The sequence below is a fragment of the Vibrio sp. HB236076 genome (genome assembly GCF_040957575.1).
In the GTDB taxonomy this organism is placed as follows: domain Bacteria; phylum Pseudomonadota; class Gammaproteobacteria; order Enterobacterales; family Vibrionaceae; genus Vibrio.
The window spans coordinates 1176313-1191865 of sequence record NZ_CP162601.1; the positions used below are offsets into that span (position 1 = coordinate 1176313).

Genomic DNA, 15553 nt, shown 5'->3' on the forward strand with positions numbered 1-15553 from the left:
ATTCATCGAATGGTCACTGAGGTAAACTGCCAGAGCAGAATTTACCTACAGAGATAAGGATATCAATATGTCATTGGAAGCGGCGGTCACCTTCTTTTTGGCTATTTTTGTGTTTGGCATTACCCCAGGGCCTGGTGTCTTTGCCATTTTGGCTCGGTCGATGACGCAGGGGCCAAGGGCTTGCTTGAGTTTGGCGCTCGGAATGACGATGAGCGATCTGGTGTATTTGTTATTGGCTTGCTTTGGCCTTGCGGCCATCGCAGAGCATTGGGAGGCGCTGTTTTTAGCCATTCGCTACATTGGCAGTGCTTATCTGATTTATCTTGGCTACAACATGTTTCGCGCTGTCGTGAGCTCAGAGTCCACCCTTGATGAGGCAGAGCTCAAAGCGCCAACGCGCGCTTTTGGCGCAGGCTGGCTACAAGGCTTTTTGATTTCCGCCTCGAACCCCAAAGTCATCTTGTTTTATATTTCGTTTTTACCCACCTTTATCGATCTGAGTGTGCTGTCTGGCCGTGATCTGGTTTTGATCAGCGTTTTGTCTTCACTTGCCCTGATGATTGGGCTGATGTTGATTGCGCTAATGGCCAGCCGTATGGCGCGTTTGTTTAAAACACCTCGTGCTCAAAAGCGTCTTAATCAAGGCTCGGGCAGTATTATGATTGCTGCTGGTGCGTATTTGGCGTTAAATCGATAATACTTGCCCTGTCAGTGTTTGCACACATTGACAGGGCGTTTCTCGTTTAGGATGTTGGTATTGGCGCTTTTATTTCAGAGGCGTTGTCCTTAACTCGCTTTTGCTTGAGTGGCTTTAAGATCAAACCAATACCCATTAAAAACAACCCGGAAGCCAACACTTGTGGCCAGCTCAGTGTTTCTGCGAAGAAAAAGAAACCACTTATCATCGCAAACACCGGCACCAATAACGGCAGGGGGGCAACTGTGCTCAATGGGTATTGGATGACCATTTTATTCCATACCCAATAACCAAATAGTGTTGTTGGGTAAGCTTGAAAGGCAACTGCGAATGAGGTTTGCCAATCCCATAGTGCCACGGCCTGTGAGAAAATCGTTGGGCCGCTTATGGCTAGGGCAAACAGCACCAAAGGCAAGGGAGCAAACAACATACCCCAGACGTTAAACGCAAAGGCTTGGGTTGTTTTTGCAGATTTGATAATGACGCTCATTAACGTCCAGCTGCAGGCGGAAATACTAATTAAGATCAACCCTTTCATGGTGATGTTGCCACTGGCGGCAAGCACTAAGGTCGCTAGAGCGACTAAGGCTAGCAAAGCGCCAACCACTTTTGCCGGTGTGAGGGTTTCTCGGTAAATAACGATACCGACGACCATACCAATCAAGACATTACCGGACAATAAAATAGAAGCGATACCCGATGAGAGCCCGGCGCTGATCGACCAAGAGGCCATGCCCCAAATTCCGACGCCAAACACCACTCCATAAGCAATCAAATAACGCCAAGCGACTTGCGGCCGGGCGATAAAAAAAATGGCGGGAATGACCGCGAGTAAAAAGCGAGCAGCGGTGGTTAATAGGGGGTTAACGTGCGTTACCCCCATTTTGATCATCGAGAAATTAAACCCCCAGATGGCCATCACGGCAATGGCGAGCCATAGGTCTTGTTTTTTCATTATTAGGCATGTCCTTTTTTGTCTGTCGATTGACGGGGCAGGTGAAAAATGGATTATGGCTTGCGAACACAAAAGGGTACAGGTACAGTTTTTCCTACAAAAAAGAGTACAGGTGAAGGGTGGGGCGGTGAGTTTATACCAAGAATTAGCAGGACAGTTTATTTCAGAAATAGAACAGGGTGCACGTTATGTTGGCAGTAAAATGCCTTCCTTGAGACAGTTGGCTAAGCAGCAAGGGATCAGTATGACGACGGCGCTTAACTGTTATCAAGAGCTTGAATCAAGAGGTTGGATCGAGGCACGTCCGAAGACCGGCTACTTTGTTTCCTCACGACATATCGATAGCAATACCCCTGAGTGGGCACATTTTACCAGTATTGTCACTCAGGTGGACTTGTCGTCCCATCAACAAAGCCCTAACGCCTCCGGACCGTTGGGCATGGCGAATATGCCCAACGATGCGCTTTCTGTGACGGAGTTAGAGCGCAGTTTTCGGCGCAGTATCAAACGCATGGGCGAGCGGATCAATGATTATCCAGAGCCACAGGGCGATCTCGGTCTTCGCCAGTCTCTCGCCGCTCACTTTTCTTCCTCTGGGCTTGTGGTGGCACCACAAGATTGGGTGGTGACATCGGGGTGTATGATGGCAATAAAAATGGCGTTAATGGCTTTGACGAAACCCGGGGATACCGTTGCGATCAGTTCACCTTGCTACAATGGTATTTTGGCCTTGCTCGGTCAGTTGGAAAGAAACATTATCGAGATCCCTTCATTAGATGAGGGTATTGACCTAAGACAGCTTGAGCATCATTTTCAGTTGGGGGAAGTAAAAGCCGCGGTTTTTTGTACCACGCATATGAACCCACAAGGGATAACAATGTCACCGGCTCAAAAACAAAGGTTGGCACGACTTGCCAATCAGTACCGGATTCCAGTCATTGAAGATGATGTTTACGCAGAGCTATCCCATGGCGGGCCGATGCCATTACCAGCTAAGTACTATGACCGTGATGGTTATATTATTTGGTGTGGCTCGATCACGAAAAGCGTTTCGCCAAGCTATCGGCTTGGCTGGTGTGTTCCTGGCCGTTTCCTCGATAGGTTTTGCGAGCAGTTTGTCAGTGGTACTGACGGCGTTGCTTTGCCGATCCAGTTAGCCATCCGTGATTTTATCGATAGCGGTCAGTACAGCAAGCACCTTAAGCGCCGTCAGCATTGCTTAGTGCAATTGAAAGAGGCTTACCTTAGCTATTTGCGCACACATCTTCCAGCGAGTGTTAATATTAGCCAGCCTTTGGGTGGGATGGTGTTGTGGCTGCAAATTCCGGGGTTAGATGCAGAGAAACTCGATAGGCTTTTGAATCAGCATGCATTGGATATCAGAGGAGGAAGACTATTTAGTACACTTGATTTATATATTAATTGCGTTCGGGTTAACTTTGGCTATGAACTAACCCCAAAGTGTAAGCGGGATTTAGTGAATTTAGTGGATGCGATCAATTCTTCTATTGAGCCAATGGCAATGGACGTTTAGTTTATAGGACAAGCGACGATTAAACGGAAGCGATATCCTAAGAATAGGAAAGGAAACTTGATGACCAACGAAGACTTTACTTCAGAAAATTTCAAAGCCAACCTTAAATTGGCCGTTAGCTATTACCCTTCTATTTCAGAAATGTGTCGTAAATTAGGGATCAATCGACAACAATTTATGAAATATTTGTCTGGTCGTTCATTTCCCACGCGATATAACTTGCGTCGTATTTGTGATTTTTTTGGTGTCGATGAGTATGAGATTTTAATGCCTCATGATCAATTCGGAAATATCATCCGTTTACGTCCCACTCATACTCGCGATGATCTGCAAGTGCCTCCTGGTGTTGCTTCGGTAATTAAAGAAACGCAACGACATCGAAACACGTTAACCAAAATGCACGGTTATTATTACGAATATTATTTGTCATTTACTACACCTGGCCATATATTGCGTGCTTTGACTTATGTCTATGGTTGGAAAGATTTTACTATGTACAAACGTATTGAAAGGCTTAACCACATAGATCAAAAAGGTCGCCCTGATGTTCATAAGTATTCAGGGGGAATTTCTTTGGTCGGGGACAGAGTTCATTTATTTGATACGGAAACAATAACCGGTGCTGAATTGACTCAAAAAGTACTTTACCCTAATTATAGGAATCGGATTTCCATGTTATCGGGTTTAATTTTGGGCGTGTCTGCGGGTGATACTCATGAGCCATCAGCATCAAGGGTACTTTTAGAATACATAGGTCGTACGACACACGTCAAACAAGCCTTATCGCAATGTGGTTTGTTTCCGATTTCCTCGATGCAAATTTCTCGTTCTGTTGCCTTTCATTTGACGTCTGCTGGTGAATTTGAACAACCTCTAAGAGCAACGACCTTTGATGCAAATTTTCGTCTATAAATAGCCATAAAGACAACGATTGAACAGACATTTCTTTGGTTGATTTTGATTTGACCGTTCTGGCCTGGAGGGGGCTCACTGTGTAAGAAGTGACAGCTAGTTGCGACTGGTGTCCTTTGTTGCGTCAAGTAGCTTCATTATGTACATTCAATGCTAAATTGAGCTCTGATATTATTTCGTTTATCTGAATATTGGTTATTAGGGCTAGGCGAACATGTTGAATACAGAACCCTCGCTGTCGATTCAGACCAAAGCTTCTTTATTAGAAGAAACGGTCACTATTTGTATTGAAAAAATAAAAAAACAAAACACTAAATGGCATGCTATTGCAAAACTACTGGAACAAAATGCTGTAGATCAAGTTCAGCAGAAACAGAAAATATTTGCTGAAAGTGGTGAAATCGGCCCTTTGGCTGGACTTCCTATTGTTGTTAAGGAACTGGTCGATATTAAAGGATTAACGACAGAGTTTGGCTCATTTGAATACGCTCAAGGTCCCGCAAAGGCGAATGCACCGGTTATTGACCTGTTAGAACGGGCAGGGGCAATTGTGCTAGGCACTGCTCATATGGTCGAGTTTGCGATTGGTAGTTGGGGAACCAATCCTATGAAAGGAACGCCTTGGAACCCTGCCGATCCCAAAGTTCACCGAGTCGCAGGCGGTTCAAGTAGTGGATCTGCGGTTGCCGTTGCTGCCGATTTGGTGCCTGCCGCGATCGGTAGCGATACCGGGGGATCGATTCGTATACCTGCCAGCCTTTGTGGCGTCATTGGTTATAAGCCAACCTATGGTTTAATCTCAAACCAAGCGGTGGCGCCATTGGGGCCAACTTTTGATACATTGGGCCCACTTACTCATACGGTTGAGCAAGCAAAAATACTGACAGAGGTTATGTCTGAACAGGATTTGTCACACGAACCGGTTCAGCTCAAAGGTTTAACTGTGGCGATAGTTAACCCAGGATTACTTGAACCGATTGATGAACAAATCAAAACGGCCTATGATTTGGCTTTACAGCGCTTAGAAGACTGCGGTGCAACTATTTCAGAAATAAAATTGCCACTGAGCTTCACTGAGTTTCAAGCTTTAAATGGCGATATTGTCAGTTATGAAATTTATAATTTCTTAGGCCATATTGCCGATAGGCCGACTTCTAATATTGACCCTGATATTAGAAAAAGAGTGTTGGCGGGAAAAAAAGTGACCAAAGAAGATTATCGAAAGTTGTTAGATCAGCTAAGTCAAGTAAGAGAGACATTTTATCGTCAGTTTAGAAACTTTGATGTTTTAATTTTACCCGGAACACCAATTTGTGCGAAACGTCTATCGGAAGTAGACGAAAGTGAAATCCCGATGTCTCGATATACTCGTATAGCAAATTGTTTAGATCTATGTGCCATTTCACTGCCACTCACTTTATCAAAAGAACTTTTGCCTATCGGATGGCAATTGTGCTCTTTAGCCCACCGTGATGACTTTTTATTATCGCTTGCTCAGACCATTTCAGTCGATGAAATATTAGGAGATAGACTTAGAGCATTAGCTAAGCGAAATACAGTGTAGAAAAATAGATACTTTAAATATTGAAAGGATTGGTTGCTTGTAAACCAATCCTTTTTTTTTGTGATTTTTATACTTAAACCGTGAAATATGCTCGATGAGAATTGTAAGCCATTAAAGCTCTCCTTATTTTCAACTGGGTATGTGTGAGTGGGTATTGAGCTAGTGACTCATTTTTTGTCTTTGAAGGCAAAATAAGCGAACAGGTTGAATCTTTTTGTGTTCTTATTAGCGTCAAGTAGCATCAGTTTGGCTGGAGACGATTTTAGATCCCTTTGCTAGACTGAGTACGAAATCAGTTATCCAAATCAATTAAAGGAATAGTGATGAAAAAAGTAATGAATGGACTTAGTTTGGTAACCCGAAGCATTAAAGGGGTGTCTTTGGGGTTAACTTGTGTAGCAGCAGTTGCGTGTTCTTCTGCAGTAATGGCAGATAACTTGCGATTAAAATTTGCTGGCACATTACCCGTTGAGCATCAAGGCAGTAAAATCATGGAGCAAATAGCCGACGAAATCGAAGCTGCCGATGTCGGTTTAAAAGTTTCTGTTTTTCCTGCTAACCAATTGGGCTCGGGCGAGGAATTATTAGAAGACGCGATCAGAGGTAATATCGATTTAGTGATGGGGTTCATCTATTCCCACAAAGACCCGACGTTTGAAATCAATTCTATGCCGTATCTAGTCAGTTCATGGGATGAGATGGAAAAAACGGTCCGTAACCCCGACTCTGCGTTTAACCAAATTATCAGTGAGCGTTTAACTAAGTTAGGTCTTCGTTTGATCGATAATAATCCAGAAGGCTTCTCAAACTTAGTCGCCCAAAAAAAGCCACAAAACGTTGCAGGTTTGGGTGATAAAGGGGTGAATATTCGTGTCTGGTCATCTAATGCAGTGAAGGACTCTATGGAGGCGATGGGATATAACACTACGACAATGGCGTACGCTGAAATATTTGCTGCGGTTCAATCAGGTGTCGTTGACGGAGCTATTTGTTGTACCAAGCAATCCGCTCATGCCATTTTTGCTAAATCAGGCGTGGGTAAATACTTTGTCGATTACAATGCTTTCATGGAGCTGACGACATTTTATGGGTCACAAAAAACGTGGGACAAAATGAATGATGAGCAGAAAAAAGTCGTTCAGGCCGCTTTTGATAAGGCATCAGATGAGTACTTCAAATGGAATAAAGCCAATGATGAAAAATATGCAAAGGCACTAATAGAAGCTGGGTATGAAATTGTAACCCCAACTCCAGATGAGATTGCAATACTGAGTGAAAAAGTTCGTGCTACCGTTTGGCCAACTATGGCTGACGTTGTTGGTCAAGATGTCATTGACCGCTTGCAAGCCGACCTAAAATAAGGGGACATTGGGCCTTTCTTAAGGCCCATTCCAAGGATAGAAAGGTGTACTCAGGATGAAGGATCTCACAGAGTCTTTTTCTGGACGTAGTTTGAATGTGTTACGTCTTATTCGCCAGGTCATGAATGCCATTGTTATTGTTTCAGGTTGTATTATGGCACTGACTTTTTTCTTTGTTGTTATTTTAAGATATGGATTTGACGCGGACTTATTTGCTTATGAAGAATGGTTAATGACCATTGCTTTTTGGATGTTTTTCATCGGTAGTGCCCTTGCTACTCATAATCGTTGCCATATTAATGCCGATATTCTTGGTATTGTTATGCGAAACCCTACCTACATATGGTATCGAACTCTTGTTGTCCAAATTATTGAATTGATGATTTTAGGATATCTTAGTTATTTGGGTATTGCGATGATTGTCGAGGAAATAATGGCTTATCCAATGTGGCAAAAATCCATCGCTCTGAAAATTCCCTTTATGGTACCAAGGCTAGGTATTGCCATTGGTTTTATTATGATGACCATCTATACCCTTCTTTATGTTTATCTACTGTTGAAACATGGCCCTAGCAAAGTGTTGCTTTCTGAAGATATTCAGCAAGCAGAGAAAATGGTTAAATAGGAAGTCACCATGATTATTTTTTCAAGTCTAATTCTATTGTGTGTTTTATTGCTTATTGGTGTTAGTGTTCCTTTGGCTTTTGGCGGTATCATGGTGTTACTGGCCAGTGTAGGTCAATTTGATGTGAGTGGTTATTTACCATCTGGTCATTGGAAAATGAATTCGTTAGTTTTGCTGGCCATTCCGCTTTTTATTATTGCTGGTCAGATCATGGAAAAGGGTAAAATAGCCGCACCTTTGGTACATCTAGCTGAGCTTGCCGTAGGGCATATTCGTGGAGGCCTGTCGGTTGCTGCTGTTGTGGCCAGCGGTATTTTTGGCTCTATATCTGGCAGTGGCAGCGCGACGCTTACCTGTATTGGTGGTGTCATGATGCCGCACTTAAGAAAAGCCAAATACCCTGCAGGGCTCAGTGCAGCTTTAATCACAAATGCAAGCCCGCTTGGTATGCTCATACCGCCAAGTTCCTCACACATACTGTATGCTTGGGTTGCCCAGCAATCGGTGTTGAAATGTTTTTTGTCGACTTTGGTTCCAGGCGTCATCTTGATTGCTCTTTTGTGTATCGTCAATCAAGTGCAGTTGAGAAAATATAAAAACTTAGACCTCAATGAAAAACCGGAATATTTTAAATTTGAATTTAAAAAGCGTTCTAAAAAAGCTTTTCCGGCTTTATTAATGCCACTGTTTATTTTGGGAGGTATTTATGGCGGGGTAATGACACCAACCGAAGCGGCAGGTTTTGCTGTAGTTTATTCGATTCCTGTGGCAATTTATGTATATCGGGGAATGACCTGGCAATCATTTCGTGAAACCATGCTGAGTGCTGGGATCACGGTTGGTGTTGTTATGTCCATGATTTTTATGGTGTTGATTGTCAGTAGATTTTTGATGTTTGAAGATATCCCAGGCATTGCAGAAGATTTCGTATATATGATTTCTGACAACCCGATAGTTATTCTGTTAATGATTAATGTGGTATTAATTTTGATTGGCATGATGATGGATGACATCAGTGGGCTGTTGTTAGCGACTCCGATTCTTTTACCCATAGCTCAAAGCGCCGGCATGGATCCAATTCATTTTGCTGCAGTATTAGGCGTAAACCTAGGTATGGCAAACGTGACTCCTCCTACAGCTCCGAACTTGTATCTCGGTTCACGAGTAACAGAGACCCCGGTTGTTGAGATGTTAGGACCAACGATGATCTTCATTTTGTTTGCGTGGATGCCGACTTTATTATTAACTACGTTTGTCCCTCAGTTGTCTTTATTTTTACCTGAGTTACTTTTAAGTTAAATAGTACACGTAGCAAATGAATTAATGGCTATTCTTGCTACGTGTTTTCCTATGAGCTTATAAGCAATTGTGGCAATAAAATCAATCAACACGCCTTCAATAAAAAATACTCACCTTTGGTCATTTTGCTAAACATGGGTAGTAAGAATGACCATGACTTTGGATTGTTGCTAGGGAATGTGCTCTTATTCCATCAAGGTTAACTATTGCTGGGCTTGGTTTTCCCAGGCCTAATTTGACCTATTTCACTTTTAATTTCCTCATGGCAATGACTTTTCATCTTGGCCATATTGAGTGGCAATACTTTTAATCGTTGCGGGTGTTGTCCCGCAACACCCGCCAACAATGCGAACGCCCAATGCTTGCCACTGTGCAATGTGCTCTTGGTAAGGTTTACTGTGTTGACACTGTTGCCAGGTTTTGGTGTCTGGATCGTAATGATCGCCTAAATTACCATAGGCAATGAGCGCTTTTGACGTGTGATTTTTGATCTCGCCAAGCAGCGATGTAATGATTTCTGGGGCGGTGCAGTTAATGCCAATCGCTTGGATACAATCATAGTGCTCTAGGGTTTGCACGCATTCAACAATCGATTGACCATTGCTTATTTGCGTTTTGTTTTTGGCGCTGAAGGTGATCCAGCACTTGGCGCCGATCGCTTGGACGATGTCGGCGATCACCTGAGCTTCTTCCAAGCAGGGAATGGTTTCCACGGCGAGGATATCGACCCCTTGTTGCCACAAAATCTCGATTCTGTGACGGTGAAAGTCATGCAGTTGCTGCGCATTGATTTGATAATCGCCGCGGTATTCAGAGCCATCGGCGAGAAAAGCGCCATAAGGACCAATCGATGCCGCCACTAGTGGATAACGTCGGCCTGAGGCTTGTCCAGATTCTTGCCACCACTGTTTGCGCGCGGTGAGTAGGTGAGTCACTGAACTCTTTAGTAAGGCAATGGCTTGCTGCTCGTCAAGCCCCGCTTTGACAAAGCCTTCGACCGTTGCTTGGTAACTGACGCTTTCACCAATATCGGCCCCTGCAGCAAAGTAATCTTTGTGCAGTTGAACTATCTGCTCGGGTTGTTCTTTTAAGATTTTAGCCGTCCACAAGGGATGGTTGAGATCACAGCCCAAGGCTTCAAGGTGTGTGCCTGCGGCGCCATCGAGAACCAGCAGTGGCTGGGTTGCCAATCGTTGAGATAAGTCCATTTTTTTACTACCGAGTTGTACAGCTTAATTATCACTTACAGCATCACATTATAGGTAAATTAAAGTGTGTATAGTAGTCAGTATACGAGTTTACTCATCACTGGAACTTCAGGAGTCAAGGATGCAGCTGTACATAGGGAATCAAAATTACTCGAGTTGGTCATTGCGGGCGTGGCTGATTTTTTCTCAATACAATCTAGAAACCGATATTATTAAACTTAAGCTCTTCAGCCCAGAGTTTTATCAGGTTCTGGCCCCTTTGAACGCCCAAGCAAAAGTGCCGACGTTAGTTGATGACAGCACCGTAGTTTGGGATTCTTTGGCGATTTTGGAATACATCAATGAAGCCTACTTACAAGGCCAAGCTTGGCCAGAATCGATTCCATTGCGCGCAAAAGCCAGGGCAATAAGCGCTGAAATGCACTCGGGGTTTATGGCACTTCGCAATGAATTACCCATGAATATTCGCGCCAAACGGCGAGTGGAATTAAGCGATGCGGCGAAAAAAGACATCGCCCGAATTGATCAAATTTGGTCTGAGCAGATGACAAGCTATCCACAAGGATGGTTGTTTGGAGAGTGGTCCATTGCCGATGCCATGTATGCGCCAGTGGCATTGAGGTTTGAAACGTATGGGATCGAATTATCTCCGACTGCACAGTCGTATCAACAAAAAGTGTTGCGCAGTGACTCGCTGCAACCCTGGTTGCAGCAAGCGAGCTTAGAAACCGATATTGTGGCAGAAGATGAAGCGGGTTATGATGTCTAAACAGCTTGTATGCGATGATCAAAAAAACACATTTTCGTTTGATTAAAAAGGGGCGATAAAGTCAATTTCTGTAGAGTTAAATCGTTCGCTTAAGTCAAGTTAATCATATAAAACAAATGGATATCTAGGTTCTAAACTCGTTCGTTATTGAGCTTTTTCTATGATAACTTATGACAAAAATGTGAATTTACAACAATTTTTGAAATGAGATAACTTTTTTTGCTATCATCTCGGCTCATTTTTACCGCATGTTTATGCAGTTTGAGGGTTTATGAGTCGAGATATAGACAAATATAGTATAGATAACACGGACTACACCGTGGGTCAGGATAATGTCGAACGCTGGGGGTTTGATGTTCACAACCCGGTATTCGGCATCAGTGCCGCTTTGGTCATCGTTTTTATTTTAGCACTTCTTTTAGTTGAACCAGAGACCGCCAAAAGCACATTAGATGGCATTAAATGGGAAATCATCGCCAAGTTTGATTCCTTGTTTATGTGGGCGGGTAACATCTTCTTAATTTTCTGTTTAGGTCTTATTGTTTCGCCTTATGGCAAAATTCGTATCGGTGGTGCCGAAGCGGAACCTGAGCACTCCAATTTATCTTGGATCGCCATGCTGTTTGCTGCAGGTATGGGTATTGGTCTTATCTTTTGGGGCGTTGCTGAGCCGACCGCACACTTTACCGGTTGGTACCATACCCCACTGGGCGTTGAGGCAAACTCAGAGGCCGCTCGTGAAATGGCGATGGGCGCGACCATGTTCCACTGGGGGCTTCACCCGTGGGCCATCTACGCTATCGTTGGCCTATCAATTGCTTTTTTCACTTATAACAAAGGTTTACCGCTTTCTTTGCGTTCCGCTTTTTACCCAATTCTCGGTAACCGTACTTGGGGCTGGTTTGGTCACTGTATTGATATCCTAACGGTACTTGCGACTTTATTCGGCCTTGCGACATCATTGGGTTTAGGGGCACAACAAGCCGCAAGTGGTCTTGGCCATGTTTTCGGCTTTGAGTCGACGGTTTATGTGCAATTAGCTATTGTGGTGTTCGTCACGGCGCTTGCGGTCGTTTCCGTTATTCGCGGTATCGATGGTGGGGTTAAAGTCCTGAGTAATCTAAACTTGCTTGCGGCATTTGTTTTGTTGCTTTTGGTTATTTTTGCTGGCATCCACGTCTTTTTCGACTCATTGAGCCTGGCCGTGACTGGGTACGTGAAAAACATCATCGCTCTTAGTACCCCGAGTGGTCGTGAAGACGAAGGTTGGCTTCATGGCTGGACGGTATTCTATTGGGCGTGGTGGATTTCTTGGTCACCATGTGTTGGTATGTTCATTGCTCGCGTATCGAAAGGGCGTACCATTCGCGAGTTTTTAATCACTGTTATCCTTGTTCCAACGGTGATTACTTTTGCATGGATGGCGGCCTTTGGCGGGTTAGCCATTGACCAAATCATGCACAAAGTGGGTGAGTTGGGCCAAAATGGCTTGACCGATATTACCTTGTCTTTGTTCTATCTCTATGAAGATTTGCCGTTGAGCAGTGTTCTGTCTTTTGTGTCTGTTATTTTGATTATGGTGTTCTTTATTACCTCTTCAGATTCGGCATCATTGGTCATCGATAACATCACTGCAGGCGGTAAGATGGACGTACCAGTGCCACAACGTGTGTTCTGGGCATCGATTGAAGGTGTCGTCGCAGGTACTTTGCTTTGGGTTGGCGGCACGGAAACAGTGCAAGCCTTGCAAGCCGGTACCATCTCAACAGGTCTGCCATTTACCCTGGTGTTATTGACCATGTGTGTGAGTTTATTGATGGGGTTACGCACGGAAATGACTCATCGCAAGCACACCTATGCCAGCGTGAGATAAGCGAAATAACAATGGGGGCTGATTTATGTTGAGATAGGTCTCACTCTTGTCACCCCAATGTTCGCGTTATATTTGAATTAAAGCCAGTGAGTTGTTCACTGGCTTTTTTTGACCCAGTATTCTTTTTACTTTCTTGAACATCCGTTCAAGTGGTGTTAGGTTGATAGGATCTCTATACAATAAGGATCAATCAATGAGTTCAGTAATTAAGCTTGATATCGTGTCTGATGTCGTATGCCCATGGTGTATCGTCGGCTTTAAACATTTGCAAGCCGCCATTGAAGAATTGGGTTTACAAGAACGAGTGGAGATTGAATGGCAACCTTTTGAACTCAACCCGGATATGCCTGCCGAGGGGGAAAACCTCAGGGCACACGTGGCCAGAAAATACGGCGCCTCCGTTGAAGACAGTCAAAAAGCGCGTGAGGAAATCCGCCAACGTGGCGCAGAATATGGCTTTGAGTTTAACTATTTTGATGAAATGAAAATGGTGAATACGTTTGATGCTCATATCCTGCTTGACTACGCGAAAAGCCGCGGTAAGCAAACCGAATTGAAATTGCGCTTGTTTAGTGCTTTTTTTAGTGAACAAAAAGACGTGTCTTTGCATTCGGTGTTGCTCGATGAAGTGGAAAGCGTCGGCCTAGATAGAATCGCTGCTCAACAGTGTCTTGCGAGTGATGAAGCGAAACGTCAGGTTAGAGAGCAGCAAGCAATGTGGACTCAAGCTGGGATCAGCAGTGTACCGACGGTGGTCTTTAATCGTGAAAGTGCTATTTCAGGGGCGCATCCTGTTGAAACGTTTAAGCAAATTTTATCTGAATTGTCTGAATCATAACATCTTTAGTCATTGTTGATAGGTCCTATTGACGTGTCGATTCGGATGCCGTGGTTGATGTGAATTGATCACGGCTATTGAATAAAAGGTTGCGCCAGTCGTATTGGTCGATAAAAATGAGTTATTTTGACTACCTGCTAACGCCGTTGAGGATTTCACTGTGCCAGTAAAAGAAAGCCTATCGATACGCTCGTATTCCCTCAATCAACAGGGTCATAGCCATGACTTTTATCAATTAGTATTACCACTTAGTGGGGTGATTGACATTGAGTTACCAGGTTATCAAGGCAAGGTTAAGCCAGGGCAGTGTGTGGTGATTGAATTAGGTGTCTTACATCTGTTTCGTGCCCAAACTCAAGCCAAGTTTTTGGTTGCTGATCTTAAGCGTTTACCCAAACATTTGTTGGCTTTGCCAAAGCCTGTGATAAAGATCAGTCAGGCTTTAGAGCATTACTTGCCGTTTGTCGAACATCAACTTGAAAGTCAGCTTGGCGATCAAGTGGCCGTTTCAATGTTGGCTCTATTCTACCAACTTTTGGAGCAACAGCCGCTTTTATGCCAAAGTGACGAACGAATACAAACCTCGATCGATTACATCGAACAGCACTTGGCTGAGCCTATCAATATCGAGGTGTTAGCCAGTGTCGCTCACCTAAGTACTACGCAGTTTAAAAAGCGTTTTAAAGCCCAAACTGGGCACACAGTAGCGCAATATATTGCTCATACCCGAATAAACAAAGCGTGTGCATTACTTCGTCATACTGATTATCCGATCCATGTCGTTGCCAATCTGGTGGGGTATTGCGACTCCAGTGCCTTTACTCGCCGTTTTCAAGCGATAACGGCTATGACCCCCAGTCATTTTATCGGCAAGAGAGCTCAAAAGTAAAAAGGGTCTGTTAGCCCGAAAAAAGCGTCCGAACAGCACATTTCTGTGCCCTGTATTCCCATAAAATAAGACTCTCTTTCTTGTGATATAGAGTGTCATCATCAATGGAAAAAAAGAAATATTATCAGGGAATACTTTGCCTTGTGGTGGCGAGTTTACTCTGGGGCACCACCGGTACCGCTGCCAGTTTTTTGCCTCAAGTTAATGCATTAGCGATTGGCGCCATGACAATGTCTCTCGGTGGGGTGTTATTGGCCTACCGTTCGCGACGCAGTATATCTGCCGATAAAAGTCGTTTGCGACAACACAACAAGACGGTTCTCATTGGCGCATTGTGTGTATTTACTTACCCATTGGCTTTTTATTTGTCGATGAGGCTGTCTGGAGTCGCTATTGGTACTGTCATTTCAATTGCGAGTGCGCCCTTCTTTTCAGCCGTGTTGGACTATGTCATCAGCAAACAGGTTATATCTCGTCGCTGGTGGGGGGCATTTTTGCTCGGCGGAGCGGGTGTTTTCTTATTGTGTGTGCCGTCTTCGCAGCAACTTGACGCTCAAAGTAGCAATGCCTTCGGTGTCGGGTTAGCACTTGTTGCTGGGTTGAGTTACGCCGGTTACACCAAGGCTGGAAAACGCTTGATGGACGCTCAAATTTCTTCATCATCGGCTATGGCCAGTATGTTCTTGGTCGCGGCTTTTCTTTTACTCCCGACCTTGTGGTTCACCGGGGAAGGGTTATCGATACAGTGGCAAACCGTTGGCGTGCTGATTTATCTTGGCGTGATCCCCATGTTTGTTGGTTATGTGTTGTTTGGTCAAGGGTTGTCGGTCATGCCTGCCAGTCAAGTTACTTTGATAACCTTATTAGAGCCAGTAATCGCAGCGGTTTTGGCGGTTTGTATCGTAGGTGAGCATTTAGGGATAAGAGGGACATTAGGCGTAGTCATGGTCATTTTGTGCATACTAGTTCAGTCTCGTCAGAAATCAACGATGAGTGATTAACTCACTAAATCGAAGAGGGGTTAGTGGG

At 44.1% G+C, this 15553-nt stretch carries 14 protein-coding genes; 12 read left to right on the plus strand and 2 right to left on the minus strand.

What is annotated here, in order from left to right:
- Positions 1-67: 67 nt before the first annotated feature.
- Positions 68-697: a LysE family translocator gene (locus AB0763_RS05275; protein ID WP_306101289.1), complete on the plus strand. Its 630-nt coding sequence runs from the start codon at positions 68-70 to the stop codon at positions 695-697.
- Between the two features lie 46 nt (positions 698-743).
- Here the strand turns inward: AB0763_RS05275 and AB0763_RS05280 are convergent, their stop codons facing one another.
- On the minus strand, positions 744-1652 hold the full coding sequence (locus AB0763_RS05280; RefSeq protein ID WP_306101288.1) for an EamA family transporter: 909 nt from the start codon (positions 1650-1652) through the stop codon (positions 744-746).
- 127 nt (positions 1653-1779) lie between these two features.
- On the opposite strand from AB0763_RS05280, the gene AB0763_RS05285 reads away from it, so the two are divergent.
- The 6 genes from AB0763_RS05285 (at position 1780) to AB0763_RS05310 (ending at position 8947) form a co-directional block, all read left to right on the plus strand.
- Complete coding sequence (locus AB0763_RS05285) at positions 1780-3186, plus strand: PLP-dependent aminotransferase family protein (RefSeq protein ID WP_306101287.1); 1407 nt, start codon at positions 1780-1782, stop codon at positions 3184-3186.
- A gap of 60 nt (positions 3187-3246) precedes the next feature.
- A complete protein-coding gene (locus AB0763_RS05290; protein ID WP_306101286.1) occupies positions 3247-4098 on the plus strand; it encodes a helix-turn-helix transcriptional regulator in 852 nt (283 codons plus the stop codon).
- 214 nt (positions 4099-4312) lie between these two features.
- Positions 4313-5662, plus strand: a complete 1350-nt coding sequence (locus tag AB0763_RS05295) for an amidase (RefSeq protein ID WP_306101285.1) — start codon at positions 4313-4315, stop codon at positions 5660-5662.
- 323 nt (positions 5663-5985) lie between these two features.
- Positions 5986-7023, plus strand: coding sequence for a TRAP transporter substrate-binding protein DctP (dctP, locus tag AB0763_RS05300; RefSeq protein ID WP_306101284.1), 1038 nt, complete (start codon positions 5986-5988; stop codon positions 7021-7023).
- Between the two features lie 55 nt (positions 7024-7078).
- Positions 7079-7648, plus strand: a complete 570-nt coding sequence (locus tag AB0763_RS05305; protein WP_306101283.1) for a TRAP transporter small permease — start codon at positions 7079-7081, stop codon at positions 7646-7648.
- 9 nt (positions 7649-7657) lie between these two features.
- Positions 7658-8947: a TRAP transporter large permease gene (locus AB0763_RS05310; protein ID WP_306101282.1), complete on the plus strand. Its 1290-nt coding sequence runs from the start codon at positions 7658-7660 to the stop codon at positions 8945-8947.
- Positions 8948-9207: 260 nt separating this feature from the next.
- Here the strand turns inward: AB0763_RS05310 and mmuM are convergent, their stop codons facing one another.
- Positions 9208-10155 (minus strand): homocysteine S-methyltransferase, encoded by a 948-nt coding sequence (gene mmuM, locus AB0763_RS05315; protein ID WP_306101281.1) that lies wholly within the window; start codon positions 10153-10155, stop codon positions 9208-9210.
- Between the two features lie 121 nt (positions 10156-10276).
- On the opposite strand from mmuM, the gene AB0763_RS05320 reads away from it, so the two are divergent.
- The 5 genes from AB0763_RS05320 (at position 10277) to AB0763_RS05340 (ending at position 15525) form a co-directional block, all read left to right on the plus strand.
- Positions 10277-10924, plus strand: a complete 648-nt coding sequence (locus AB0763_RS05320) for a glutathione S-transferase (RefSeq protein ID WP_306101280.1) — start codon at positions 10277-10279, stop codon at positions 10922-10924.
- Between the two features lie 271 nt (positions 10925-11195).
- Positions 11196-12797, plus strand: coding sequence for a BCCT family transporter (locus AB0763_RS05325; protein ID WP_306101279.1), 1602 nt, complete (start codon positions 11196-11198; stop codon positions 12795-12797).
- 193 nt (positions 12798-12990) lie between these two features.
- Positions 12991-13635, plus strand: a complete 645-nt coding sequence (locus AB0763_RS05330; RefSeq protein ID WP_306101278.1) for a DsbA family oxidoreductase — start codon at positions 12991-12993, stop codon at positions 13633-13635.
- Positions 13636-13795: 160 nt separating this feature from the next.
- Positions 13796-14524: an AraC family transcriptional regulator gene (locus AB0763_RS05335; RefSeq protein ID WP_306101277.1), complete on the plus strand. Its 729-nt coding sequence runs from the start codon at positions 13796-13798 to the stop codon at positions 14522-14524.
- 104 nt (positions 14525-14628) lie between these two features.
- Positions 14629-15525 carry a DMT family transporter gene (locus tag AB0763_RS05340; protein ID WP_306101276.1) on the plus strand — a complete coding sequence of 299 codons (897 nt, stop codon included), beginning with the start codon at positions 14629-14631 and terminating at the stop codon, positions 15523-15525.
- The last annotated feature ends 28 nt before the right edge of the window (positions 15526-15553 follow it).